Consider the following 23,559-nt stretch of genomic DNA (forward strand, 5'->3'; position numbering starts at 1 on the left):
AACGGTGGTGCCGTACCCGGGCGCGGCAGGCCGGCGCGGTGGTCGGGCCGGGTGGCCCGCCCCCCGTCGTGGGGACCGGCATAGCCTGGACGGGTGAGCCGGTGCGTGTTCTGCGGGATCGTGGCGGGCGAGGTCCCCGCCTTCCGGGTCGTCAACGAGCCCGACGGGGTGGCGTTCCTGGACACCCGGCCGGTCTTCAAGGGGCACGTGCTGGTGGTGCCACGCACCCACCTGGTCAGCCTCGCCGACCTGCCCGCCGAGGCGCTGGCCGGCTACTTCGGCCTGGTGCGGCGGCTGGCGGTGGCGGTGGAGGCCGGCACGGGGGCCGGCGGGACGTTCGTGGCGATGAACAACAAGGTGTCCCAGTCCGTCCCGCACCTGCACACCCACGTGGTGCCGCGGACCAGAGGCGACGGCCTGCGCGGCTTCTTCTGGCCCCGTACCCGCTACGCCGACGACGCCGAGGGCGAGGCCTACGCCGCCCGCATCACCGCAGCCCTCTGACCCGCCCACCGCCACGTCGTCATCGCGCGTAGCGGGCGATCCAGAGGTCGGGAAGGACTTCCTCGTCTCCGGTGGAGGCGAACCCGAGCGATTCGTAGAGCTGTCGGGCCGGGCGGTTGTCCCGGCCGGTGGCGACGACGATGCGGCGGCCGCCGGCGCGGGCCAGCACCGCGCCCACCAGAGCCCGCCCGACCCCGCGCCGGTGAGCGGCCGGGTCGACCACCAGACGATCGATGTCGACGGTCGTGTCGTCCTCTGTCCAGCCGATCGCCCCGATCAACCGCGGACCGGAGCGGGCCCCGAGCCAGTGCAGGGGCACCGCCCGCACGTCGGCGAGGGTCTCGTGCAGCGGCGGGATGCGGTCATCGCCGATCAGCGCGGCCTCGACGGCGTACGCCGCGTGCTGCACCGCGAGCAGTGACCGGGCCAGCCCCTCGTCGGCCTCGGGCCAGATCCGGACGATCGAAACCCCGCTGCCGCCGTCCCCGCCGCCTCGACCTTGTCTGGACCACTCCGCTCCGATCAGGCGCATTCCCCGCATACTCCTCCCCCGACCCACCCTTCGGGCAAGGCACCCGGCCCTCGACGCCCGACGCCCACCCCACGCGCACGCCAGAGACCAGGCAGGCGCGGTTGTCGGGAGCAGGGACGCCAGGGGTCGCAGAACGGCGCATCTCCCGTTCCGCCCGCCGGATCCGTCTGAGTGCGGGTGGAGCGGGTAAGGAAGGCGGGTCCGGCGGTGTTGCACGCTGGGAGAGGTACGAGAGGAGTCCCACCGTGTTCCTGCGCCGTATGAAGGCCGAGCTGCCCACCACCGACCAGGCCCTGCCGGGTCGCCTGATCGCGATGCCGATCGCGGACCGGCACGAGGTGCTGGGCACCCCGCTCAAGGGCCCCTTCCCGGAGGGCTCGCAGGTGGCCGTGTTCGGCATGGGCTGTTTCTGGGGCGCCGAGCGGCTGTTCTGGACCCTGCCGGGCGTGATCACCACGTCGGCCGGCTACGCGGGCGGCATCACGCCGAACCCGACGTACGAGGAGGTGTGCTCGGGCATGACGGGGCACGCCGAGGTGGTCCAGGTGGTCTACGACCCCACCACGATCAGCTACGAGGACCTGCTGAAGGTCTTCTGGGAGAACCACGACCCGACCCAGGGCATGCGCCAGGGCAACGACGTGGGCACCCAGTACCGGTCGACGATCTACGTGACCACGGACGAGCAGCTCGCCACCGCGCAGGCGTCGCGGGACGCGTTCGCGCCGATCGTGGCGCGGGCCGGCAAGGGCGAGATCACCACCGAGATCGAACGGCTCGGCGACTACTACTTCGCCGAGGACCACCACCAGCAGTACCTGGCACCCACGAAGAACCCGAACGGGTACTGCAACCACGGCCCGAACGGGCTGAGCTGCCCGGTGGGCGTCGCCCGCACCTCGGGCTGAGCCCAGCGGCACACCACGGAGGCCGGCGCGGCGTCAGCCGCGCCGGCCTCCGTGCCACCGGAACTGAGCTTCGGCACCACCGGGTCACCGCCGAACGCGGCCTCCGCACCACCGGAACTGAGCGGCTTCGCACCACCGGAACGGAGCGGCTTCGCGCTACCGGAACTGAGCGGTCGATCACATTCGGCCCGGCGCGAAAACCGCCCCGGTCGTCACTCCCGACGCGGTCCGCCACCAGGGCCGACACGTGCCGTGGCGAAATCGCGCAGTGTAGCAAATCATCAAGAAACTGTTATCAGCCCAACGGGCAATCCTCGCCGCCCTCTGGCAGCATTGCCTGGCATGTGCGGACTTGCGGGAGAGTTCCGCCGTGACGGCTCGCGCGCCGACGTGGCGGCGGTGGAGCGCATGGCGGCCACGATGAGCGACCGGGGGCCCGACGACAGCGGGGTCTGGGCCCAGGGACCGACGGCCCTCGGCCACCGACGGCTGAAGATCATCGACCTCTCCGCCGCGAGCGGGCAACCGCTGGTGGACCCCGGCGCGGGCTTGACCGGCGTCTTCAACGGGTGCATCTACAACTACCGCGAGCTGCGCGAGGAACTCCAGGCCAAGGGCCACCGGTTCTTCTCCTCGGGCGACAGCGAGGTCGTGCTCAAGGCGTACGCCGAGTGGGGGCTCGACTTCGTCGACCACCTGATCGGGATGTTCGCCGTGGCGATCAGCGAGCGGGACACCGGCCGACTGGTGCTGGCCCGGGACCGGCTCGGCATCAAGCCGCTCTACCTGGCCGAGACGCCCGGCGCGGTGCGCTTCGCCAGCACCCTGCCCGCGCTGCTGGCCGGGGGCGGCGTCGACACCGGCATCGACCCGGTGGCGCTCGCGCACTACCTGAGCTTCCACAGCATCGTGCCGCCGCCGCGCACCATCCTGCGCGGGGTCACCAAGCTGCCCCCAGCGACCGTACGGGTCTACGAGGCGGACGGCCGCACCTCCGAGCGGGTCTACTGGGACCCGGCCTTCACCCGCTCCGCCGAGCGGGCCGGCTGGTCCGAGAAGGACTGGCAGGACGCCCTGCTGGAGTCGCTGACCACCGCCGTACGACGGCGGATGGTCGCCGACGTACCGGTCGGCGTGCTGCTCTCCGGCGGCCTGGACTCGAGCCTGGTGGTCGCCCTGCTCGCCGGCGAGGGCCAGCGCGGGCTGTCCACCTTCTCCATCGGCTTCGACGCGGTCGGCGGCCGGGAGGGCGACGAGTTCCGCTACTCCGACCTCGTCGCGAAGACGTTCGACACCGACCACCACCAGATCCGGGTGGCCGCCGCCGACCTGGTGCCGCCGCTGGAGGCGGCCGTCGCCGCGATGTCCGAGCCGATGGTCAGCCACGACTGCGTGGCGTTCTACCTGCTCAGCGAGGTGGTGTCGCAGCACGTCAAGGTGGTCCAGTCCGGCCAGGGCGCGGACGAGATCCTCGGCGGCTACCACTGGTACCCGCCGCTCGCGCGGATCGGCCGGGACCAGGCGCTCGACACGTACGCCGGGGCCTTCTTCGACCGGGACGCGGCCGGGCTGGCGCGGGTGCTGAACCCGGCCTGGCTGACCGACGGCGACCCGGCGCGGGAGTTCGTGGCCGCCCACCTGGGCCGGGCCGGCGCCCAGACCGCCGTCGACGCCGGTCTGCGGATCGACACCCAGGTCATGCTGACCGACGACCCGGTCAAGCGGGTGGACAACATGACCATGGCGCACGGGCTGGAGGCCCGCGTGCCGTTCCTCGACCACGAGTTCGTCGAACTCGCCGCGAGCTGCCCGCCGGAGCTCAAGCTGGCGCAGGGCGGCAAGGGCGTGCTCAAGGAGATCGGCCGCCGGGTGTTGCCGCACGAGGTCATCGACCGGCCGAAGGGCTACTTCCCGGTCCCGGGCCTCACCCACCTGGAGGGCAAGCTCCTCGACCGGGTACGCGACGCGCTCTCCGCGCCCGAGGCCCGCCGCCGCGACCTGTTCCGCGCCGACTACGTCGACGCCCTGCTCGCCGACCCGAACGCCGAACTGACCCCGTTGAACGGAAACAAGCTGTGGCAACTCGGACTCCTGGAAATGTGGCTCCAGAGCCACGGAATCGACTGACCGTGACCGACACCCTGGCGACCGGCGCGGCCCGGTCCGACCGGTCGCGCAACGGCCGGCGACGGGAGCGGGTGGGCCCCGGCGGCGACCCGATGGCACCGGGACCGGCGGAGGCGCCGACCCGCGAGGGCGACACCGACGTGGTGCTGGACTGCGGCTGGGGGCGGCTCGTCTTCGGGCAGACCTTCGCCGACCAGGCCGCCGTCGCCGCCGTGCTGCGCTCCGAGGCCGCCGGCTCCCGGGACATCTGCATCTACCTGCGCGACCCGCACGTGCTGGTGTCCCGGCTGCCGGACGAGCTGTTCATCGATCCGTCGCTGACCTACCGGCTGCCGCTCGGCGGCGACCGGCCGACCGGGGACGACGACGTCCCGGGGCTGACCATCCGACCGCTGGCCGACGCCGCCGACGCGGACGCGGTGAACCGGATCTACGCCCGCAACGGCATGGTCACCGCCGGAGTCGACGTGCTCGTGGCCAACGCCCGCACCGACCGGTTCCTGCACCTCGTTGCCGAGGACGCCACCGGCGAGATCGTCGGCACCATCACCGGCGTCGACCACGTCGCCGTCTTCGACGATCCGGAGAACGGTGCCAGCCTGTGGTGCCTCACCGTCGACTTCAACACCGCGCCGCCGGGCACCGGCCAGGCGCTGATCACCGCGCTGGCCACCCGGATGGTCGAGCGGGGCCGGGCGTACGTGGACCTCTCCGTGCTCGCCGAGAACGCCGGGGCGATCCGGCTCTACGAGCGGCTCGGCTTCTACCGGACGTCGACGCTCTGCGTGAAGCGGAAGAACCCGATCAACGAGCGGCTCTTCCTGCCCGCCGCGCCCGACGGGTACGACCAGCTCAACCCGTACGCGAAGATCGTCGCCGACGAGGCGATGCGGCGCGGCATCCGGGTGGAGGTCACCGACCCGGCCTGGGGTGAGCTGCGGCTGAGCAACGGCGGGCGGACCGTCCTGACCCGCGAGTCGCTGTCGGAGCTGACGTCGGCGGTGGCGATGAGCCGCTGCGACGACAAGCGGGTCACCCGCCGGATCCTCACCGAGGCGGGGCTGTCCGTGCCGCGCGGCCGGACCGCCACCGGCGACGGCGGCGACGCCGCCTTCCTCGCCGAGGTCGGTCGGGTGGTGGTCAAGCCCGCGCGGGGCGAGCAGGGCAACGGCATCACGGTGGGTGTACGGAGCCCCGAGGCGCTGGCCGCCGCCGTCGAGCTGGCCGCCCGGTTCTGCCCGGACGTGCTGATCGAGGAGATGCGGACCGGCGAGGACCTGCGCGTCATCGTCATCGACCACGAGGTGGTGGCCGCGGCGATCCGACGACCGGCCTCGATCACGGGCGACGGGGTGCACGACATCGCCGAGCTGATCGAGCGGCAGAGCCGTCGCCGGGCCGCCGCCACGGGTGGCGAGTCCCGGATCCCGCTCGACGACATGACCCGCGACGTGCTCGCCGAGGCCGGCCACGAGCTGCACGACGTGCTGCCCGAGGGGCAGGTGCTGGCGGTGCGCAGGACCGCGAACCTGCACACCGGCGGCACCATCCACGACGTCACCGCCCAGCTGCACCCGGCGATCGCCGAGGCGTGCGTGGCGGCCAGCCGGGCGCTGGACATCCCGGTCACCGGGCTGGACCTGCTGGTCGGAGCCCCGGACCGGCCGGAGCACGTCTTCATCGAGGCCAACGAGCGGCCCGGCCTGGCCAACCACGAGCCGCAGCCGACCGCCGAGCGCTTCGTGGACCTGCTCTTCCCCGGCACCCGGGCGCCGCAGCGGCTCTGGACCCCGGCCGGCCCGGGAGGTGCCGCGTGAGCCCGAGGCCCCTGGAGATCGACCTGGACTACCTGCGCCAGGTGCTGCTGGAGCTGCTGGAGATCCCGAGCCCGTCGGGGCGTACGGACCACGTGCAGCAGTACGTCGGCGAGCGGCTCTCCGCGCTCGGCATCCCCTCCACGCTGACCCGGCGCGGCGCGCTCAGCGCCTGCCTGCCCGGCCCCCGGTCCACCGGCGCGGACCGGGCGATCGTGGTGCACACCGACACCATCGGCGGCATGGTCAAGCGGCTGAAGGAGAACGGCCGGCTGGAGCTGAAGACGATCGGCACGCACAGCGCCCGGTTCGCCGAGGGCGCGCACGTGCGGATCTTCACCGACGACCTGGAGCGGGTGGTCACCGGCCAGGTGCTGCCGCTCAAGGCCAGCGGCCACCGCTACAACGACGACGTGGACATCCAGGGCGTCGGCTGGCAGCACGTCGAGGTCCGGGTCGACGAGCCGGTCTCCGACGTCGCCGGGCTGCGCGCCCTCGGTATCGACGCGGGCGACTTCGTGGCCTTCCTGCCGAACCCGACGATCACTCCCAGCGGGTACGTCAAGTCCCGGCACCTGGACGACAAGGCCGGCGTGGCCGCGGTCCTCACCGCGCTCAAGGCGATGGTCGACGCCGGCGTACGCCCGGCGGTCACCGCGCACCTGCTGGTCACCGTGACCGAGGAGATCGGGCACGGGGCGTCGCACGGCCTCGACCCGGACGTGGCGGAGATCGTCTCGGTGGACGCGGCGGTGGTCGCGCCCGGCCAGCAGTCCCGCGAGGACGCGGCCACGCTGGCCATGGGCGACGGGGTGGGCCCGTTCGACTACCACCTGACCCGCAACCTGGCCTCGATCGCCGCCGAGCACGGGGTGGACCTGGTCCGCGACGTCTTCGAGTACTACCGCTCGGACGTGGCGGCGGCCGTGGAGGCCGGCGCGCACGCCCGGGTGGCGCTGCTCGGCTTCGGCGTGGACGCCACCCACGGGCACGAGCGCACCCACCTGGAGGGCCTGCGCCAGCTCACCCAGCTGCTCTGCCTCTACCTCCAGAGCGACCTGGTCTTCCCCGAGTGGGACGCCGAGCCGGAGGGCGACCTGGCCGACTTCCCGTCGCTGGCGGTGCAGCCGGCCAGCGAGGAGGGCCCCCGCGAGGGCCCGATCGGCGTCGCCGAGAACTCCTGACCGTCGGCCCGCCATTCCCGGGCGTCGTGTGATCGAAATCCGTTGCCCGGGGCGCGAGGGCTGGATAGCGTGGCGGTACACGGGAAAGGAGGTGGTCCAGACTTGTATAGCAATCGGACTCGTGAGGTGGCTGTCCGCTAGCCGCTGTCCTCGACAGTAAACTCGTCCGCCGCGAGGCGGGCACAGCACCATCGTCGAGACCGTGTGGCAGCGGTGCGGCGAAACCACGACAGCCACCCGACCCCCGGGGTGCCGGCCCAGTCCAGCCGGCCCGCGCGCGAGCGCGGAAGCCCCGGGGGTCGACCCTTTCCGCAGGCCGGGTGGTCGACGCAGCCGGAGGTCACCGTGTCGATGCGCGAGCTGGTGGTGCTCGGGACGGCCAGCCAGGCCCCGACCCGGCAGCGCAACCACAACGGGTACGTGCTGCGCTGGGACGACGAGGTGATCCTCTTCGACCCGGGCGAGGGCAGCCAGCGGCAGCTCCTGCACACCACGGTCACCGCCACGGACCTGACCCGGATCTGCGTCACCCACTTCCACGGCGACCACTGCCTCGGCCTGCCCGGCACCATCCAGCGGCTCTCCCTCGACCGGGTGCCGCACCCGGTGGCGGTGCACTTCCCGGCGGGCGGCGCGGAGTACTTCGCCCGCCTGCGGCACGCCTCCAGCTTCCACGAGACCGCCGAGCTGCGCGTCGAGCCCATCGAGGCCGACGGGCAGCGGATCGCGCTGGGCGTCGGCACGCTGGAGGCCCGCCGGCTGCGGCACCCCGTCGAGACGTACGGCTACCGGCTCGTCGAGCCGGACGGCTGCCGGATGCTGCCGGAGCGGCTGGCCGCGTACGGCATCGCCGGGCCGGCGGTCGGGGAGCTGATCCGCGTCGGCCACCTCGACCTGGACGGGCGCCGCGTCACCCGCGAGGAGGTGAGCGTGCCCCGGCCCGGGCAGCGCTTCGCCTTCGTCATGGACACCGGCCTCTGCGACGGGGTGTACGCCCTCGCCGAGCACGCCGACCTGCTGGTCATCGAGTCGACGTTCCTCGACTCGGAGGCCGCGCTGGCCGCCGAGGTCGGCCACCTCACGGCCGGCCAGGCCGCGCGGGTGGCGGCCGAGTCGGGCGTACGCCGGCTCGTGCTCACCCACTTCTCCCAGCGGTACGCCGACCCGGCTCGCTTCGCCGACGAGGCCCGCGCGCACTTCGACGGTGACCTGGTGGTCGCCGAGGACCTGACGACCGTCCAGGTCCCGCCCCGGCGGGTAGCCTCGGCCGGGTGACGGTCACCCTGCGCCCCGCCACCGTCGACGACCTGACGGCGGTGGGCGCGCTGCACCAGCGGTCCCGGGTCGCCGCCTACTCGGCCTTCCTGCCGGCGGAGGCGCTGGCCGACCCGACCCCCGAGGCGATGGGCGCCTACTGGACCGAGCGGTGGACGTGGGAGCGCGACGAGCACCGGATGACCGTGGTCGAGCGCGACGGCCGGCTGGTCGGGTTCAGCTACCTCGGCCCCGACGACGAGGGCGACCCGGCGACCGGCCTGCTCAACGCGATCCACCTCGACCCGGCCGAGCGCGGCCGGGGCACCGGCCGCCGGCTGATGGTCGACGCGCTGGACGCCATGCGGACCCGTGGCTGGTCCCGTGCGGTGCTCTGGGTGCTGCGGGACAACGCGCACGCCCGCCGCTTCTACGAGCGCGGCGGCTGGACCCCCACCGGCGTCGAACGCGACGACCACGTCGGTTCGGCGCTCACCCCCCAGCTCCGCTACGCCCGACGGCTCTGACCGCCACCGTGCCTGCCGCCCGGCGCGGGTACGGCGAGGGCCCTCCCCCGTTCGGGGAAGGGCCCTCGTGCGGACGTCGTGCGGGTCAGCGCGCGCCGAGGTGGGCCAGCAGGTCCTGCCGGGTGAGGACACCCTTCGGCTTGCCGTCGACCAGCACCAGGGCGGCGTCGGACTTCTCCAGCAGGCCGACCGCCTCGCTCACCGGCTGCCCGCCGCCGATCATCGGCAGCGGCGCGGCCATGTGCCGCTCGATGGTGTCGTGCAGGTGCGCCTGGCCGGTGAAGAGCGCGTCGAGCAGGTCCTTCTCGGCGATCGAGCCGGCCACCTCGCCGGTGACCACCGGAGGCTCGGCCTTGAGCACCGGCAGCTGCGAGACGCCGTACTCGCGCATGTAGTCGATCGCGTCGCGGACAGTCTCGGTCGGGTGCACGTGCACCAGCTCGGGCAGGCCGCCCGGCTTGCCGGCGAGCGCGTCGGCGACCGTCGGCTCCGTGCCCGAGTTGTCCAGGAAGCCGTACCGGGCCATCCAGGTGTCGTTGAAGATCTTGGACAGGTAGCCCTTGCCGCTGTCCGGCAGCAGCACCACGACCACGTCGTCCGGGCCGGCCTTGCGGGCCACCTCCAGGGCGGCCACCACGGCCATCCCGCAGGAGCCGCCGACCAGCAGCCCCTCCTCGCGCGCCAGCCGCCGGGTCATCTCGAAGGACGCCTTGTCGGAGACCTCGATGATCTCGTCGGCGACACCCCGGTCGTACGTCTCCGGCCAGAAGTCCTCGCCGACGCCCTCGACCAGGTAGGGCCGGCCGGTGCCGCCGGAGTAGACGGAGCCCTCCGGGTCGGCGCCGACGACCCTGACCCGGCCCTCCGAGGCCTCCTTCAGGTAGCGCCCGATGCCGGAGATGGTGCCGCCGGTGCCGACGCCCGCCACGAAGTGGGTGATCTCGCCCCCGGTCTGCTCCCACAGCTCGGGGCCGGTGGTCTCGTAGTGCGAGCGCGGGTTGGCCGGGTTGCTGTACTGGTTGGGCTTCCAGGCGCCGGGGATCTCCCGGGCCAGCCGGTCGGACACGTTGTAGTAGGAACGCGGGTCCTCCGGTGCCACGGCGGTCGGGCAGACCACCACCTCCGCGCCGTACGCGCGCAGCACGTCCTGCTTGTCCTGGCTGACCTTGTCGGGGCAGACGAAGACGCACTTGTAGCCCCGCAGCTGCGCCACCAGCGCCAGGCCGACGCCGGTGTTGCCGCTGGTGGGCTCGACGATCGTGCCGCCCGGCTGGAGCAGGCCCGCCTTCTCCGCGTCCTCCACCATCCGCAGCGCGATCCGGTCCTTCACCGAACCGCCCGGGTTGAGGTACTCCACCTTCGCCAGCACGGTGGCCTGGATCCCGGCCGTGACGTTGCGCAGCCGTACCAGCGGGGTGTTGCCGATCAGCTCGACGACGTTGTCGTAGTACCGCACCTCGTTGTGCCCTTCTCCTCCGGCGCCGCCGGCGGCGGCCGGGCAGACGTGTTCTCGACGCCCCAGGGTACGTGGGTTCAGGACGCCACGTGCCCGGGGATCACCGAGCTGCGCCGGGCCTCCCACTCCAGGAACCGCTCGGTCTCCGCCAGCACGCTGCCGGCCAGCCAGGTCACCATGACCGCGTCGTCGGCCAGCCCGAAGATCGCCAGCGGGATCTCCGGAAGCAGGTCGACCGGCGAGACGATGTACGCCGTCGCCGCGGTCATCAGGGCCAGCCGCAGGCCGCCGTCGTACTCCCCCCGGGCGGTCGCCCGGATCATCCGGGGCAGCGCGCCCAGCCGCGCCCCGAGCGTCGGCCCGCCCCGCGACCCGGCCGCGAGCGCCCGGGCCAGCGCGCTGAACGCCGCGCTGCGCTTCAATGTCTTCCCCATGTTCGGCCCCTCTCCACGTGCCAGGGTGACGCGCCGGCGCAACCGCCCCCCGGGTCACCCGTACAGGTACCCCGGACCGTCGCCTTCCAGGCACCCGCGAGCCGACACGACGACAGCGGCGTGTCGTGCCGGCGCGATAATGTCGCTGTATGGGGGTCGCTGATTCCGTCGTCCCGGTCGGTCCGCGCTGGCAGCGCGCCCGGCAGCTCGCCCGCCTCGCGGCGATCGGCACGGGCGCCACCGCCGCGGCCGCGGTGGCGACCGGCGGGGTGCTCCTCGGGCAGGCCCGCCAGGCCCGCCGCACGATCCCGATGGCCGAGGCCCCGCCGCCGCGCTGCGACGGCGTCTACGGCGCGAAGCTGCCCGGCCCGCCGGTCACCGTCGTCGTGCTCGGCGACTCGTCGGCCGCCGGCTACGGCGTGCACCGCCGCCGGGAGACGCCCGGGGCCCTGCTCGCCACCGGCCTGTCCCGCCGCCTGCAACGCCCCGTCCGGTTGCACCGCTTCGCCGTGGTCGGCGCCATCTCGGCCGTGCTGCGGCACCAGGTGGAGGCGGCGCTGGAGTGCCGCCCCGACGTCGCGGTGATCCTGATCGGCGGCAACGACGTGACCAACCGCACCCCGCCCGCCCTGGCGGTGCGCTACCTGGTCGAGGCGGTCCGCACGCTGCGCGCCGCCGGCTGCGAGGTGGTCGTCGGCACCTGCCCCGACCTGGGCGCGATCCAGCCCATCCAGCCACCGCTGCGCTGGCTGGCGCGCCGCTGGAGCCGGCAGCTCGCCGCCGCCCAGACGGTGGCCGTGGTCGAGGCCGGCGGCTGGACGGTCTCCCTCGGCGACCTGCTCGGGCCCCGGTTCGCGGCCGAACCGACCCGGATGTTCGCCTGGGACCGGTTCCACCCCTCGGCGGAGGGCTACGCGGTGGCCGCAGCCGCGCTGCTGCCGACCGTGCTGTCCGCGCTCGGCGCGGGGCAGGACCGGCGGCCGACCCTCATCCGGGGCGAGGGCGTACGGTCGCTGCCGCAGGCCGCCCAGGAGGCGGCCCGCCACGCGGGCACCGAGGTCAGCGGCACCCGGGTCCGGGGCCGCGAGCGCGGCCCCGCCGGCCGGTGGGCGCAGCTGCGCCGACGGGCCTTCTTCGGTGTCGGCGCGATGCCGCAGCCAGGCCCCGCCGCCGACTCACCCACACTGGAGGGACTGGCATGAGCGAGCGCTTCATCCCCTCGGGGCTCGCCAACCGACTGGGCCGGGCGGCGACGCTCGGCCTCATCGCCGGCACGGTCGGCGGCGCCGCCGTCCTCGCCGGTCAGGCCGTCGCCGCCCGGAACCGCCGGTACGCCCAACCGGAGCTCGCGCTCGCGCTGCGCGCCACGGTCGGGCGCGCCGACGCGCCGCCGCTGCGACTGGTGCTGCTCGGCGACTCGTCCGCCCTCGGCGTCGGGGTCGGCCGCCTCGACGAGACCATCGGCGGGCAACTGGCCAACCTGCTCGCCGAGGGCCCGACCGGCCGCCGGGTGCACCTGTCCAGCGTCGGCGTCTCCGGCTCGCGCTCGACCGACCTGGCCACCCAGGTGGCCCGGGCACTGCTCGGCGAACGTCCCGACGTGGCGGTGATCCTGATCGGGGCCAACGACGCCACCTCCCTGCGTCGCCCGGTGGAGGCCGCCGCGTACCTCGGGGCGGCCGTGCACCGGCTCCGGGAGTCCCGCGTGGAGGTCGTGGTCGGCACCTGCCCCGACCTGGGCGCCGTACGCGCGATCGCGCCGCCGCTGCGGCACGTGGTCGGCTGGTCGGGGCGGCGGATGGCCCGCGCCCAGACGGCGGCGGTGCTCGACGCGGGCGGCACGGTGGTCGACCTGGCCACCGAGACCGGCCCGGTGTTCCGGGCCGACGCCGGGACGCTGTGCCACGACGGCTACCACCCCTCCGCCGACGGCTACCGGGTCTGGGCGCACGCCCTGCTGCCGGCCGTCGCCGCCGCCGCGGCGGTCGCCTCCCGGCACTGACCCGCCGGCCGTCCCGCCCGGGGCCGGCGAACGGTTCGTCGAGGACCGGCGCGGGCGTGACATTTCCCGGCCGGCGGCAGCTTCCGCCCGAAGTTACCGACGGGTTAACGTTGGTTCATGCCGACTGAGTCGTCCCGCGACGCCGTCATCGTCGCCACCGCCCGCTCCCCCATCGGCCGGGCGCACAAGGGGTCCCTGCGCGACGTCCGCCCGGACGACCTCGCCGCGACCATCGTGCGGGCCGCTCTGGACAAGGTCCCCCAGCTCGACCCGACCGAGATCGACGACCTCTACCTGGGGTGCGGTCTGCCCGGCGGCGAGCAGGGCTTCAACATGGCCCGGGTGGTCGCCACCCTGATGGGCCTGGACACCCTGCCCGGCGCGACGCTCACCCGCTACTGCGCGTCCTCGCTGCAGACCACCCGGATGGCCATGCACGCGATCCGGGCCGGCGAGGGCGACGTCTTCGTCTCCGCCGGCGTGGAAACCGTCTCCCGGTACGCCCGCGGCAACTCCGACGGGTTGCCGAAGGAGGCGCAGGCGCTGGTCGGCGGCGGCTGGGAGAACCCGCGCTTCGCCACGGCGGCCGAGCGTTCCAAGGCCCGCGCCCAGGGCGGGGCCCCGGTCTGGACCGACCCGCGCGAGGCCGGGGAGCTGCCGGACATCTACCTGACCATGGGGCAGACCGCCGAGAACCTGGCCCAGGTGTACGACGTGAGCCGCGCCGACATGGACGAGTTCGGCGTACGCAGCCAGAACCTCGCCGAGAAGGCGATCGCCGACGGCTTCTGGGCCCGGGAGATCACCCCGGTCACCACGCCGGACGGCACGCTGGTCGGCACCGACGACGGCCCGCGCGCCGGGGTCACCCTGGAGGGCGTCTCCGGGCTGAAGCCGGTGTTCCGTCCGGACGGCCGCATCACCGCCGGCAACTGCTGCCCGCTCAACGACGGCGCCGCCGCCGTGGTGATCATGAGCGCCCAGCGGGCCAGGGACCTCGGGATCACGCCGCTGGCCCGGATCGTCTCCACCGGCGTCACCGCCCTCTCGCCGGAGATCATGGGCCTCGGCCCGGTCGAGGCCACCCGGCAGGCGCTCAAGCGGGCCGGGATGACCATCGACGACGTCGACCTGGTGGAGATCAACGAGGCGTTCGCCGCGCAGGTGATCCCCTCGTACCGGCAGCTCGACATCCCGCTGGAGAAGCTGAACGTCTCCGGTGGCGCGATCGCCGTCGGGCACCCGTTCGGCATGACCGGCGCCCGGATCACCGGCACCCTGCTCAACGCCCTGGACTGGCACGACAAGACGATCGGCCTGGAGACCATGTGCGTGGGCGGCGGCCAGGGCATGGCCATGGTGGTCGAGCGCCTGAGCTGAGGCCGGAGCCCGGGCCGGCGCTAGAGCGTGTCGCGGGTCGCCGTCACCTCGGCGGCGGCCCGCGCCAGCACCTCGGGCGGCGGGGCGGCGACGACCAGGTCGGCGGCCACCACCCGGAGCTGGTCGGGCAGCGCCAGGTCGTTGTCGAGCCGGGGCACCGCACGCCGGGGCCCGCCCTCCGCGTCGGCGGCCCGGTTGGCGATCTCCTGCACCAGCCGGTGCACCAGGTCGGCGCGGGACATGTTGCCGCCGGCGGCCGTGGCCGCCCAGCGGGGCTGCTGCCAGTGCCCGACCTGACGGACCAGCAGCTCCACCGCCCGGTCCAGCTCCACTGCGCTCATCGCGCCGAGTCTACGGAAACGCCGGATCAGCGGCGGAGGTAGCTGAGCAGGCGCAGCAGCTGCCAGTAGAGGAAGATCAGCCCGGTCAGCAGCCCGAAGGCGCAGAGCCAGGCGTAGCGGCGGGGCAGGCCGTCGCGGACCGAGCGCTCGACCAGGTCGAAGTCGAGGATGAAGCTCAGCGCGCCGGCGACGATCGCGACCGCCGAGAAGGCGTACGGCAGCCAGCCCACCTCGCCGGTCGGGCGGTAGATCTCCAGCCCCTGCCGGCCGGACACCAGGTACACCACGAGGTTGGCCACGCTGAGCGCGACGATCCCGAGCAGCGTGCCGACGACCAGCCGGGCCAGCCGGGGCGTGGCCCGGACGAGGCGGGCCCGGTACAGCAGCGCCATGCCGAGGAAGACCCCGAACGTCCCCGTCACCGCCTGGACGACGATGCCCGGGTAGAGCAGCTCGAAGGCCCGGCTGGCCACGCCGAGCAGCAGCCCCTGGAGCACGGCGTAGCCGACCATCGGCACCGGGTTGGTGATGCCCCGCCAGGAGATCACCACGGCCAGCGCGATCCCGGCGAGCGCGGTGCCGGCCAGCGCGGCGGGAAGCCACGCCGCCGGCGGCACGGCCACCCAGGCCGCCGCGCCGGTGACCCCGGTGAGCAACAGCAGCCCGACCGTACGGACCACCACGTCGTCGACGGTCATCGCCTCCGCGCCCCCGACACCGAGCACCCGCCGCTCCACCCGGCCGGTCTCGTCGAGCCGGTTCAACACCGGGTTGCTGCTGCGCACCCCGCCTCCTCCGCCGGCGTACCCCCGCAGGCCACTCTGCCTCCCGACGGGCGGCGGCGGCGGGAAACAGCGGGACCCGCGCGGCGCGGAAACGACGGCGCCCGCCCCCGCGGGTGCGGGGGCGGGCGCCGGTCGGACGGTGACGACGGTCAGTCGTCGCCTTGGAAGTAGCTCAGCAGGCGCAGGATCTCGATGTAGAGCCAGACCAGGCTGACCAGGATGCCGAAGGCGGCCACCCAGGAGTAGCGCTGGGGCAGACCCATCCGGACGCCGTCCTCGACCTCCTTGAAGCTGAGCACGAAGCTCAGCGAGGCGACCACGATGCAGACCAGGCTGAAGCCGATCGCCAGCGGGCTGCCGTCGCGCAGACCGGTGTTGACGCCGAAGAGCGCGAACACGAGGTTGATCAGCATGACGGCGAAGAGACCGGCCATCACGGCGATCATGCCCTTGACGAACTTCGGGGTCGCCCGGATGACCTTCGCCTTGTAGAGCATGGCCATCACGAAGAAGACACCGAACGTGGCGGTCACCGCCTGGACCACGATGCCGTCGTAGAGCGAATTGAAGAACTTGCTGACCATGCCGACGAAGACGCCCTCGACGACGGCGTACGCGACGACCAGCGCCGGGTTCGCCATCCGGGAGAACGAGATGATCAGGCCGAGGACCAGGCCGACCACCGCCGCGCCGATCCAGGCCGCGCCGAGCAGGGCGTCGGGCACCAGCACCCAGGCGGCCGCGGCGGAGACGCCGAGGATGCCGAGGAGCGTGACGGTCTTGACCACGACGTCGTCGATCGACATGGTGTTGACGGTCGGCGGGGCCGCCGGGTAGCCGGCCTGCGTCGGGTACTGCTGCGGATAACCGGGCTGTCCGTACGGCCCGGTCGGGGCGTACCCGGCGGAGCGCTCCCGCTCGGCCGCCTGGCCGAGCCGGGCGAGCACCGGGTTCGAAGTCTTCACTGTCAGGCCTCCCTCAGGGGGTCGTTGCACGTGAACGTGCACCCTCAAGAGTAAACGCCCAGGGCAGTCCCGTGGAGATCGCCAAGCTGAGCGGAAGCTGAGAGTGCGGGTGCCCGGGGCGGGGGTCGAACCCGCACGCCTTGCGGCAGCCGCTTTTAAGGCGGCCGTGTCTGCCGTTCCACCACCCGGGCGGGTGACACCGCGCGGGTCGACACGCGTGGTGCAGTGTCACGGTAGCGGGTCGCCGGCGACCCGGCGTACCCCGGCGGGCGGGTCGCACTAGGGTCGAGACCGTGAGCAGCGCAGCCCCCACGGCCCCCGACGCCGTTCCTGACCAGGCTGTCCTCGCCGCCGACCGGCCGCCCCGCCGGCTCCGGCCGGCGCGCCTGCTGACCGCCGTCCACCGTCGCCGGACGGACGTCACCGTCGCGCTGCTCTTCGTGGCGCTGGCCGGCTGGCTCACCCACGGGCTCTGGCCCGACCCGGCGGCCCGGGTGCTGGCGCTCAACCCGGAGGACCAGGCCCTCTACGAGTGGTTCCTCGCCGTCGACTCCCGGGCGCTGCTCGGCGACTTCGACCTGCTCACCCGGCGGCTCAACGCGCCGGACGGGGTCAACCTGATGACCAACACCACGGTCATCGCGCTCGGGGTGCTCCTCGCCCCGGTGACCCTGCTGTTCGGCGCGCCGGTCACCTTCGCCCTGCTGGCCATGGCGAACCTGGCCGGCACCGCCATCGCCTGGTACCTGCTCTTCACCCGGGTGCTGCGCGCCCGCCGGGTCGCCGCCGCGCTCGGGGCGGCGCTCTGCGGCTTCGGCCCGGGGATGGTCTCGCAGACCAACAGCCACCTGCACATGACCGCGCAGTGGCTGGTTCCGGTGATCGTCTGGCTGGTGGTCCGCCTGCTGCGGGCCGCCGACCCGGCGGGCACCCCCGACGGGCCGGACCGCCGGCGGATGGTCAGCTCGGCCGTCGGCCTGGCAGCGGCGGTCACGGCACAGGTCTTCGTCGGCGAGGAGGTGCTCTTCCTCTGCGCGGTCACGCTGCTGGTGATGGCGGTCACCTACGCGGTGGCGGACCGGAACCTGGCCCGCCGCGCCCTGCCCGGCTTCGCCGGCGGGATGCTGCTCGCCGCCGGGCTGGCCCTGCTCGTGCTGGCCTGGCCGCTGTGGTTCCAGTTCGCCGGCCCGCAGGGCGTCGCGGACGGCATGTTCAGCCCGCACTACTTCTCGGCGGACCTGCGCAGCTGGTGGACGGTCTCGCCGCTGTCGATCGCGGGCGGCGACGGGGCCGCCCGGCTGACCACCGGGCCGGCCGAGTACAACACCTTCCTCGGGCTGCCCCTGCTGCTGGTCGCCGCCGCCTGCGCGCTCTGGCTGGGCCGTCGTCCGCTGGTCGTCGCGTGCGTGGTCGGGACGCTGGTGACGGGGGCGCTGTCGCTCGGCCCCCGGGTGGTCGTCGACGGCGAACGCACCGCCGTGCCGGGCCCGTACGCCCTGCTCTCGGGGCTGCCCGTGGTGGACGGTGCGCTGCCGATGCGGTTCGCCCTCGCGGTGCTCCCACTGGTCGCCACGCTGCTGGTGCTGGCGGTCGACCGGGCGTTGCGCGGCACCGGCCTGGCCCGCCGGCTGGTGCCCGCCGGGGTCGCCGTGGCGCTGCTGCCGCTGCTGCCGACCCCGCTGCCCACCGCCGAGCGGCCGCCGCTGCCCGAGTTCGTCACCGGCGGGCACTGGCGCCAGTGCGTCGAGCCGGGCGGGGTGCTGGTGCCGGTCCCGCTCGCCACGCCCAAGCAGCCCTGGCCGATGCGCTGGGCGACCGCCGCCGACGCGGCCTTCGGCATGCCGGAGGGCTTCTTCATCGGCCCGTACGGCCGCGACGGCACGGCGGCGATGGGCACGTACTCGCAGCCCACCTCGGCCCTGCTCGCCGAGGTCGCCAAGCGCGGCGGGCAACCGGTCGTCGACGACGGACAGCGCCGGCAGGCCGCGCAGGACGCGGAGTTCTGGGGCGCCTCCTGCGTGGCGCTGGCCGTCGACACGCCGCACGCCGACAGCCTGCGCGGCACGCTGGAGCAGCTCTACGGGCCCGCCACCCGGATCGCCGACGCCTGGACCTGGCGCGTCTGACCCGCGCGGGGGCGCGCAGCCGCGGCCCCGCGCGCCGACGGCCGGACATGCGAAAGCCCTCTCCACCCGGAGGCGGAGAGGGCTTCGCGTGCTCCGTCAGGCGGCGCGGCCAACGCCGACCGGCTGGGACGCCTCGGCGAACTCCTCGCGCGGATCGTGCAGCTGACCCAGGGCGACCACCTCACGCTTGAGGACGAACGCCAGCGTCCAGTCGACCACGACCCGGACCTTGCGGTTGAACGACGGGATCCGGCTCATGTGGTACGTCCGGTGCATGAACCACGCCGGCCAGCCGGTCATCTTGATCCCGTACACCTGGGCCACGCCCTTGTGCAGGCCGAGGCTGGCGACGCTGCCGGCGTGCTTGTGCTTGTACTCCACCGGCTCCCGGCCGCGGACGACGTTGACGATGTTGTCGGCCATCCGGGCGGCCTGGCGGACCGCGTGCTGGGCGCTCGGCGAGCAGTAGTTGCCGGGCTCCTTGGTCAGGTCCGGCACGGCCGCGCAGTCACCGGCGCTCCAGGCGCCCTCGACCACCCGGTCGCCGTCGACCACCTGGAGGGTCGGCAGGCAGGTGACCCGCCGCCGGTCGTCGCGGGGGAAGTCCGTCGCGTCCAGCATCGGCGACGGCTTCACGCCGGCCGTCCAGACGATGGTGTCGGAGCGGAAGCTGTCGCCGTCGGAGAGCTTCACGACCCCGTCGAGGCAGGACTCCAGGCGGGTGTCCAGCCGGATGTCCATGTTCCGCTTGAGCAGCTGCTGCACGGTGTAGGCGCCCATGTCCCGGTCGACCTCAGGCAGCACCCGCTGGGTCGCCTCGACCAGCACCCAGCGCATGTCCTCCGGCTTGAGCTCCGGGTAGTACTTCAGCGCGTCCCGGGCCATGTCCTCCATCTCGGCGAGCGCCTCGATGCCGGCGTACCCGCCGCCGACGAAGGTGAACGTCAGCGCGGAGCGCCGGACCGCCGGGTCCGGCGTGGCGGCGGCCACGTCGAGCCGGTCCAGCACATGGTTGCGCAGGTAGATGGCCTCGCCGATGGTCTTGAAGCCGATGCCGTGCTCGTGCAGGCCGGGGATCGGCAGCGTCCGGGACACCGAACCCGGGGCGACGATCACGTGGTCGTACGGGATCTCCCGGGTGGGGCCGCTGATGGGCTGCACCACGGCGGTCTTGCGGCCGTGGTCGATCCGGGTCACCGTGCCCGCGACCACCTTGCACCGCCGCAACTCCCGCCGCAGCGGCACCACGGAGTGCCGGGGCGAGATGTTGCCGGCCGCCGCCTCGGGCAGGAACGGCTGGTAGGTCATGTGGGGCTGAGGGTCCACCACGACGACCTCAGCCTCACGGGAGCTGAGCTTCTTCGACAGGCGCAGGGCCGCGTAGAGACCGACGTGCCCGGCACCCACCACAAGGATCCGCTTCGGGTTCACGTCATCTATCTTTCCCCGCGCGGCCCGGCTAATCCCGCTCGCGCCCCTTCTCTGTGACGGAGCACAACCCCTGTGACCTGCACGACTTCACCCGGAAGGGGCTGTCACCTGCGGCGCAGCAGCCACCCCAGCAACGCCACCACCGCCACCGCCACGAGCAGCCCGACCACCGTCGCCGCCTGGTGTCCGGCGTCACCACCGAGCCCGCCGACCTCGACCAACAGCACACCGAGCACGAAGGTGGCCAGCAGCACCGCGCCCGCCCGGGCCAGCCACCGCACGATCAGGTCCGGGTCGACCACCGCGTCGTACGGCAGCACGGCGGCCAGCGCGCAGAGGGTGTGGGTGAGGTAGAGCACCGCCGCCACGGCGAGCAGCCGCCAGAGGGCGATCGGCCGGCCGTACCCGTCGGTGGCGACCAGCCAGCCGCCGACCGTGACCAGCGCCGCGAAGGTCGGCCAGACCCGGCGCGGCCCGACCGCCGGCAGCACCGCCACCGCCAGGAGGGCGAGCAGCGGCCGCCCGAGGAGCACCTCCGACGGGTACGCCAGCACGAGGCCGACCAGCACGGTGAGGAAGATGCCGGCGCGCACCAGCAGCGGCGTCAGGCTGATCCGGGTGGCGGCGTGGCGCAGCGCCCGAACCCGGTCGGTGACGGCGTTCATCGGTGCCAGCCTCCGTTCGCGACTGCGGGACTCCGCTGCGCTGCGTTCCTCGCGCTCACCGGTGCCGCCCTTCGTTCGCGACTGCGGGACTCCGCTGCGCTGCGTTCCTCGCGCTCACCGGTTGTTCACCCTCGGGGCGGTCGCCAGGCGGGCCACGTCCCGCAGCACCTCGTCGAGGCTGCCCGCGCCGGCCCAGCGCACCACCGGCACGCCGTGCTCCCGCAGCTGCCCGATCATCGTGTCCCGGTCCAGCCGCCACAGCCGGTACGCCACCTCGGCCCAGCCCCGGTCCTTCGGCGGGGCGAGGTCCGCCGGCAGGGTGTCCACCGCGACCACGAACCGCCCGGAGCGGGCCAGCCGGGCGAGCATCTGCGCCGACCGCTCGTCGAGCAGCGGGGTGAGCACCACCACCAGCGCGTCCGCCGAGAGCAGCTGCGGCCCGAACACCTGGTCGTACGGCTCGTGCGGGGAGGACTCCGCCCGCACCTCCAGCAGCCACTCCAGGACGGTGAGGTACTGCCGGCGGCCGGTGGCCGGGCGCAGCCGGCGCGCGGCCGGGCCGTACTCCAGCATCGAGACCCGGTCGCCGCGGTGCAGGTAGTGCTCGGCGATGGCGGCGGCGGCCCGGACGGTGGTGTCCAGCACGGAGGCGGCGCCGGAGACGCCCCCCGAGCGGCCCGCCTCGGCGAGCACGTCGAGCAGCACCACCACCTCGGCGTCACGGTCGGAGAGGGTGGCCGCCACGTGCAGTTGCCGGGCGCGCAGCGAGACCCGCCAGTCGATGCGGCGCAGCCGGTCCCCCGGCGCGAAGACCCGTACGCCGGCCAGCTCGCCGCCCTCGCCCGGTCGGCGCGAGTGGTGCGCGCCGACCAGGCCGGCGGCCCGGGGCATCGCCTCGACCGCGTCGAACGGCTCGGTCTTCGGGTAGACCCGCAGCCGGGCCGGCTCGGCGATCACGGCGCGGGAGACCAGCAGCCCCTGCGCGGCGGCCACCCGTGCGCCCGCCGGGCCGACGGGGTGCCGGCCCCAGCGCAGCGCCGTACCGGTCAACTCCAGGTCCACGGCCGCGGCCGTCGGGACGGCCGTCACGAAGGGCCGCTCGGCGACGGACGGGACGGCCGCCGAACCCGCCCCGGACGCTGCGGTCGCCCCGGCGATCGTCGCCCGCTCGATGCGCAGCCACGGCGAGACCCGGCTGCGGATGACCGCCACGTCGTAGTCGAGCAGGTCGGGGTTGCCGACGGTGACCGTGCCGGTCAGCTCGCCGCCCTCCACCAGGTGGCCCTCGTCGGCGGAGATCCAGACCTGCGGCAGGGCGGTCGGCCGGCGGCGCAGCGCGTACGCGGTGCCGATCGCGAACGGGGCGGCCAGCACGACCAGGTCGACCCGGCCGAGGAGCACCCCCGCGATCAGCAGCAGCCCGGTGAGCAGGACCGCCCGGCCCAGCGCCCAGGTGGGCGCCCAGCCGGCCGCGGGCTCCGGCCCCTGCGGCGAGGACTCGCCCCGGGGCGACACGGCGGGCGCGACCATCAGTGCCCGGGGCCGGCGGCGTAGCTGGGCAGCGCGCCGCTGGCGGGGGCCGGGGTGGCCTCCAGCACCTCGCCGACCACGAAGGACGGGTCGACGCGGCGCAGCCACATCTCCGGGCGCAGCGTGATCCGGTGCGCCAGGGCGGGCGCCGCGACCTCCTTCACGTCCTCCGGCACCACGTAGTCGCGGCCGGCCATGACGGCCCGTACGCGGGACAGCAGCAGCAGCGCCAGCGAGCCGCGCGGCGAGGCGCCCACCAGCACCGACGGGTGCTCGCGGGTGGCGGCGGTCAGCGCGACGATGTAGCGGCCGATGGAGTCCTCCACGACCACGTCCTCCAGCGCGGCCTGCATGGCGCGCAGGGTCTCGGCGTCGACCACCGGTTTGATGTCCGCCTCCTCGCGGCGGCGGGCCATCCGCCGGCGCAGCACCTCCCACTCCTCCTCGGCCTCGGGATAGCCGAAGGAGACGCGGAGCAGGAACCGGTCGAGCTGCGCCTCCGGCAGCGGATAGGTGCCCTCGTACTCGATGGGGTTGGCGGTCGCCAGCACGTGGAACGGCTCGTCCAGCTTGTACGTCACGCCCTCCACCGAGACCTGCTTCTCCTGCATCGCCTCCAGCAGGGCCGACTGGGTCTTCGGCGGGGTCCGGTTGATCTCGTCGGCGAGGAGCAGGTTGGTGAAGACCGGCCCGGCCCGGAACGCGAAGTCGCCGCTGCGCTGGTCGTACAGGAACGAGCCCGTCACGTCGGCCGGCAGCAGGTCGGGGGTGAACTGGAGCCGGCGGAAGTCCAGCCCGAGCGCCTGCGCGAAGGACCGCGCGGTCAGCGTCTTGCCGAGGCCCGGCAGGTCCTCCAGCAGCACGTGCCCGCCGGCCAGGATCCCGGCGAGGACCAGCTCCAGCGCGTCCCGCTTGCCGACCACGACCTGACCGACCGCCTCCAGCACCGACCGGGCGAGGTGGCCGACCTCGGCGGCGGGCATGCTGCGGTCCACGTCGTTCATATCTTCTCCAGTTCGGCGACGATCGCCGCGAGGTCGCGCGGCGACGGGGGGCGGCGGGAGGGGGTGCTGAGGAAGGCCCAGAGCCGGTCGCCGAGCAGGGCCCGCGCCCGCTCCGGGTCGGATTCGCGGGTCAGGCCGTGGCGCTGGCGCAGCCGCTCGTCGGCCAGTTCGCCGATCCGGGGCAGGATCCGCCCGGCGAACCGCTCCCGGTCCCTGCCGGCCCAGTCCAGCGGCCGTTCCCAGCCGTTGATCGCGGCGCGCAGCGCGTCCCGGGCGCCCCAGTTCCAGGTGCCGTCGTCGTCGGCGGCCGGACCCCGGCCCCCGGAGCGGGGCGGAGGCGGGGGCGCGAGGGCGGCGACGACCCGGCGGACCAGGAACAGCGCGACCACCCCGGCCACGAGGACCGGCAGGGAGACCCGGAGGCCGACCACGCGCAGGCCGGCGACCAGCACGACCACGACGGCCGCGACGCCGGCCAGGGTGCGGAGCACCTGACCCGCCCGTCCGCCCCGGGAGCGCTCGGCGGGCGCCGGCCGCTCCTCCTCGAAGCTGAGCAGATCGTCGATACTGGTGCTGCTCACCGCGCCACC

Annotated in this window: 22 protein-coding genes and 1 tRNA gene; 11 read left to right on the forward strand and 12 right to left on the reverse strand. The window is 74.1% G+C overall.

Translation table 11 applies throughout. The annotated features are described in order from the left end of the window. The first annotated feature begins 93 nt into the window (after nt 1–93). Entirely contained in the window at nt 94–504 is a 411-nt protein-coding gene (locus AB0G13_RS02810; RefSeq protein WP_357867914.1) for an HIT family protein, read from the forward strand. Between the two features lie 19 nt (nt 505–523). On the opposite strand, the gene AB0G13_RS02815 is transcribed toward AB0G13_RS02810, so the two are convergent. Then, nucleotides 524–1,036 carry a GNAT family N-acetyltransferase gene (locus tag AB0G13_RS02815; RefSeq protein ID WP_357867917.1) on the reverse strand — a complete coding sequence of 171 codons (513 nt, stop codon included), beginning with the start codon at nt 1,034–1,036 and terminating at the stop codon, nt 524–526. 245 nt (nt 1,037–1,281) lie between these two features. Here AB0G13_RS02815 and msrA point away from each other — a divergent pair, with 245 nt between their 5' ends. The 6 genes from msrA (at nt 1,282) to AB0G13_RS02845 (ending at nt 8,850) form a co-directional block, all read left to right on the forward strand. Then, on the forward strand, nt 1,282–1,944 hold the full coding sequence (gene msrA / locus AB0G13_RS02820) for a peptide-methionine (S)-S-oxide reductase MsrA (RefSeq protein WP_357867920.1): 663 nt from the start codon (nt 1,282–1,284) through the stop codon (nt 1,942–1,944). A gap of 342 nt (nt 1,945–2,286) precedes the next feature. After that, nucleotides 2,287–4,071 carry an N-acetylglutaminylglutamine amidotransferase gene (locus AB0G13_RS02825; RefSeq protein WP_357867923.1) on the forward strand — a complete coding sequence of 595 codons (1,785 nt, stop codon included), beginning with the start codon at nt 2,287–2,289 and terminating at the stop codon, nt 4,069–4,071. A 2-nt stretch (nt 4,072–4,073) separates the two neighbouring features. Further along, the gene (gene ngg, locus AB0G13_RS02830; RefSeq protein ID WP_357867926.1) at nt 4,074–5,888 is read left to right on the forward strand and encodes an N-acetylglutaminylglutamine synthetase; all 1,815 of its coding nucleotides are present in this window, start codon (nt 4,074–4,076) and stop codon (nt 5,886–5,888) included. Continuing rightward, nucleotides 5,885–7,069 (forward strand): osmoprotectant NAGGN system M42 family peptidase, encoded by a 1,185-nt coding sequence (locus tag AB0G13_RS02835; protein ID WP_357867929.1) that lies wholly within the window; start codon nt 5,885–5,887, stop codon nt 7,067–7,069. The genes ngg and AB0G13_RS02835 overlap by 4 nt, the downstream gene beginning before the upstream one ends. Nucleotides 7,070–7,414: 345 nt before the next feature. Then, the gene (locus AB0G13_RS02840; protein ID WP_357867931.1) at nt 7,415–8,344 is read left to right on the forward strand and encodes a ribonuclease Z; all 930 of its coding nucleotides are present in this window, start codon (nt 7,415–7,417) and stop codon (nt 8,342–8,344) included. Further along, nucleotides 8,341–8,850, forward strand: coding sequence for a GNAT family N-acetyltransferase (locus AB0G13_RS02845; RefSeq protein WP_357867933.1), 510 nt, complete (start codon nt 8,341–8,343; stop codon nt 8,848–8,850). The genes AB0G13_RS02840 and AB0G13_RS02845 overlap by 4 nt, the downstream gene beginning before the upstream one ends. Before the next feature lie 85 nt (nt 8,851–8,935). On the opposite strand, the gene AB0G13_RS02850 is transcribed toward AB0G13_RS02845, so the two are convergent. Both AB0G13_RS02850 and AB0G13_RS02855 read right to left on the reverse strand, forming a co-directional pair. Next, entirely contained in the window at nt 8,936–10,306 is a 1,371-nt protein-coding gene (locus AB0G13_RS02850) for a cystathionine beta-synthase (protein ID WP_357867936.1), read from the reverse strand. A gap of 77 nt (nt 10,307–10,383) precedes the next feature. After that, nucleotides 10,384–10,740, reverse strand: coding sequence for a YkvA family protein (locus AB0G13_RS02855; RefSeq protein ID WP_357867939.1), 357 nt, complete (start codon nt 10,738–10,740; stop codon nt 10,384–10,386). A 149-nt stretch (nt 10,741–10,889) separates the two neighbouring features. Between AB0G13_RS02855 and AB0G13_RS02860 the strand changes: the two genes are divergently transcribed. The 3 genes from AB0G13_RS02860 (at nt 10,890) to AB0G13_RS02870 (ending at nt 14,122) form a co-directional block, all read left to right on the forward strand. After that, the gene (locus tag AB0G13_RS02860; protein WP_357867942.1) at nt 10,890–11,942 is read left to right on the forward strand and encodes an SGNH/GDSL hydrolase family protein; all 1,053 of its coding nucleotides are present in this window, start codon (nt 10,890–10,892) and stop codon (nt 11,940–11,942) included. Continuing rightward, nucleotides 11,939–12,742 carry an SGNH/GDSL hydrolase family protein gene (locus AB0G13_RS02865; protein WP_357867944.1) on the forward strand — a complete coding sequence of 268 codons (804 nt, stop codon included), beginning with the start codon at nt 11,939–11,941 and terminating at the stop codon, nt 12,740–12,742. Before AB0G13_RS02860 ends, AB0G13_RS02865 begins: the two co-directional genes overlap by 4 nt. Before the next feature lie 117 nt (nt 12,743–12,859). Further along, on the forward strand, nt 12,860–14,122 hold the full coding sequence (locus AB0G13_RS02870; protein WP_357867946.1) for an acetyl-CoA C-acetyltransferase: 1,263 nt from the start codon (nt 12,860–12,862) through the stop codon (nt 14,120–14,122). A gap of 20 nt (nt 14,123–14,142) precedes the next feature. Here the strand turns inward: AB0G13_RS02870 and AB0G13_RS02875 are convergent, their stop codons facing one another. From AB0G13_RS02875 to AB0G13_RS02890, 4 genes are all read right to left on the reverse strand, one after another. Then, complete coding sequence (locus AB0G13_RS02875) at nt 14,143–14,463, reverse strand: hypothetical protein (protein ID WP_357867949.1); 321 nt, start codon at nt 14,461–14,463, stop codon at nt 14,143–14,145. Nucleotides 14,464–14,489: 26 nt separating this feature from the next. Continuing rightward, complete coding sequence (locus AB0G13_RS02880; protein ID WP_357867952.1) at nt 14,490–15,248, reverse strand: Bax inhibitor-1/YccA family protein; 759 nt, start codon at nt 15,246–15,248, stop codon at nt 14,490–14,492. 149 nt (nt 15,249–15,397) lie between these two features. Further along, a complete protein-coding gene (locus AB0G13_RS02885; protein ID WP_357867955.1) occupies nt 15,398–16,213 on the reverse strand; it encodes a Bax inhibitor-1/YccA family protein in 816 nt (271 codons plus the stop codon). 110 nt (nt 16,214–16,323) lie between these two features. Next, nucleotides 16,324–16,404: transfer RNA gene (locus AB0G13_RS02890), tRNA-Leu, on the reverse strand. 102 nt (nt 16,405–16,506) lie between these two features. Between AB0G13_RS02890 and AB0G13_RS02895 the strand changes: the two genes are divergently transcribed. Next, a complete protein-coding gene (locus tag AB0G13_RS02895; RefSeq protein WP_357867958.1) occupies nt 16,507–18,339 on the forward strand; it encodes a hypothetical protein in 1,833 nt (610 codons plus the stop codon). A gap of 96 nt (nt 18,340–18,435) precedes the next feature. Here the strand turns inward: AB0G13_RS02895 and AB0G13_RS02900 are convergent, their stop codons facing one another. From AB0G13_RS02900 to AB0G13_RS02920, 5 genes are all read right to left on the reverse strand, one after another. Beyond that, nucleotides 18,436–19,770: an NAD(P)/FAD-dependent oxidoreductase gene (locus tag AB0G13_RS02900; RefSeq protein ID WP_357867961.1), complete on the reverse strand. Its 1,335-nt coding sequence runs from the start codon at nt 19,768–19,770 to the stop codon at nt 18,436–18,438. Nucleotides 19,771–19,874: 104 nt separating this feature from the next. Continuing rightward, the gene (locus tag AB0G13_RS02905) at nt 19,875–20,435 is read right to left on the reverse strand and encodes a hypothetical protein (protein WP_357867964.1); all 561 of its coding nucleotides are present in this window, start codon (nt 20,433–20,435) and stop codon (nt 19,875–19,877) included. Nucleotides 20,436–20,549: 114 nt separating this feature from the next. Next, nucleotides 20,550–21,965 (reverse strand): DUF58 domain-containing protein, encoded by a 1,416-nt coding sequence (locus AB0G13_RS02910; RefSeq protein WP_357867966.1) that lies wholly within the window; start codon nt 21,963–21,965, stop codon nt 20,550–20,552. Then, entirely contained in the window at nt 21,965–22,969 is a 1,005-nt protein-coding gene (locus tag AB0G13_RS02915) for a MoxR family ATPase (protein WP_357867969.1), read from the reverse strand. Before AB0G13_RS02915 ends, AB0G13_RS02910 begins: the two co-directional genes overlap by 1 nt. Beyond that, nucleotides 22,966–23,550 carry a hypothetical protein gene (locus AB0G13_RS02920; RefSeq protein WP_357867972.1) on the reverse strand — a complete coding sequence of 195 codons (585 nt, stop codon included), beginning with the start codon at nt 23,548–23,550 and terminating at the stop codon, nt 22,966–22,968. Before AB0G13_RS02920 ends, AB0G13_RS02915 begins: the two co-directional genes overlap by 4 nt. Between the last annotated feature and the right edge of the window lie 9 nt (nt 23,551–23,559).

Origin of the sequence: Micromonospora sp. NPDC023633 (assembly GCF_040640035.1) — a bacterium.
Lineage (GTDB): Bacteria > Actinomycetota > Actinomycetes > Mycobacteriales > Micromonosporaceae > Micromonospora.

Excerpts from the sequence above, each read along its gene's own strand:
- AB0G13_RS02815 (WP_357867917.1), bottom strand. The coding sequence starts at position 1,036 with ATGCGCCTGATCGGAGCGGAGTGGTCCAGACAAGGTCGAGGCGGCGGG.
- AB0G13_RS02860 (WP_357867942.1), top strand. The coding sequence starts at position 10,890 with ATGGGGGTCGCTGATTCCGTCGTCCCGGTCGGTCCGCGCTGGCAGCGC.
- AB0G13_RS02875 (WP_357867949.1), bottom strand. The coding sequence starts at position 14,463 with ATGAGCGCAGTGGAGCTGGACCGGGCGGTGGAGCTGCTGGTCCGTCAG.
- AB0G13_RS02910 (WP_357867966.1), bottom strand. The coding sequence starts at position 21,965 with ATGGTCGCGCCCGCCGTGTCGCCCCGGGGCGAGTCCTCGCCGCAGGGG.
- AB0G13_RS02870 (WP_357867946.1), top strand. The coding sequence starts at position 12,860 with ATGCCGACTGAGTCGTCCCGCGACGCCGTCATCGTCGCCACCGCCCGC.
- AB0G13_RS02905 (WP_357867964.1), bottom strand. The coding sequence starts at position 20,435 with ATGAACGCCGTCACCGACCGGGTTCGGGCGCTGCGCCACGCCGCCACC.
- AB0G13_RS02855 (WP_357867939.1), bottom strand. The coding sequence starts at position 10,740 with ATGGGGAAGACATTGAAGCGCAGCGCGGCGTTCAGCGCGCTGGCCCGG.
- AB0G13_RS02915 (WP_357867969.1), bottom strand. The coding sequence starts at position 22,969 with ATGAACGACGTGGACCGCAGCATGCCCGCCGCCGAGGTCGGCCACCTC.
- AB0G13_RS02825 (WP_357867923.1), top strand. The coding sequence starts at position 2,287 with ATGTGCGGACTTGCGGGAGAGTTCCGCCGTGACGGCTCGCGCGCCGAC.
- AB0G13_RS02865 (WP_357867944.1), top strand. The coding sequence starts at position 11,939 with ATGAGCGAGCGCTTCATCCCCTCGGGGCTCGCCAACCGACTGGGCCGG.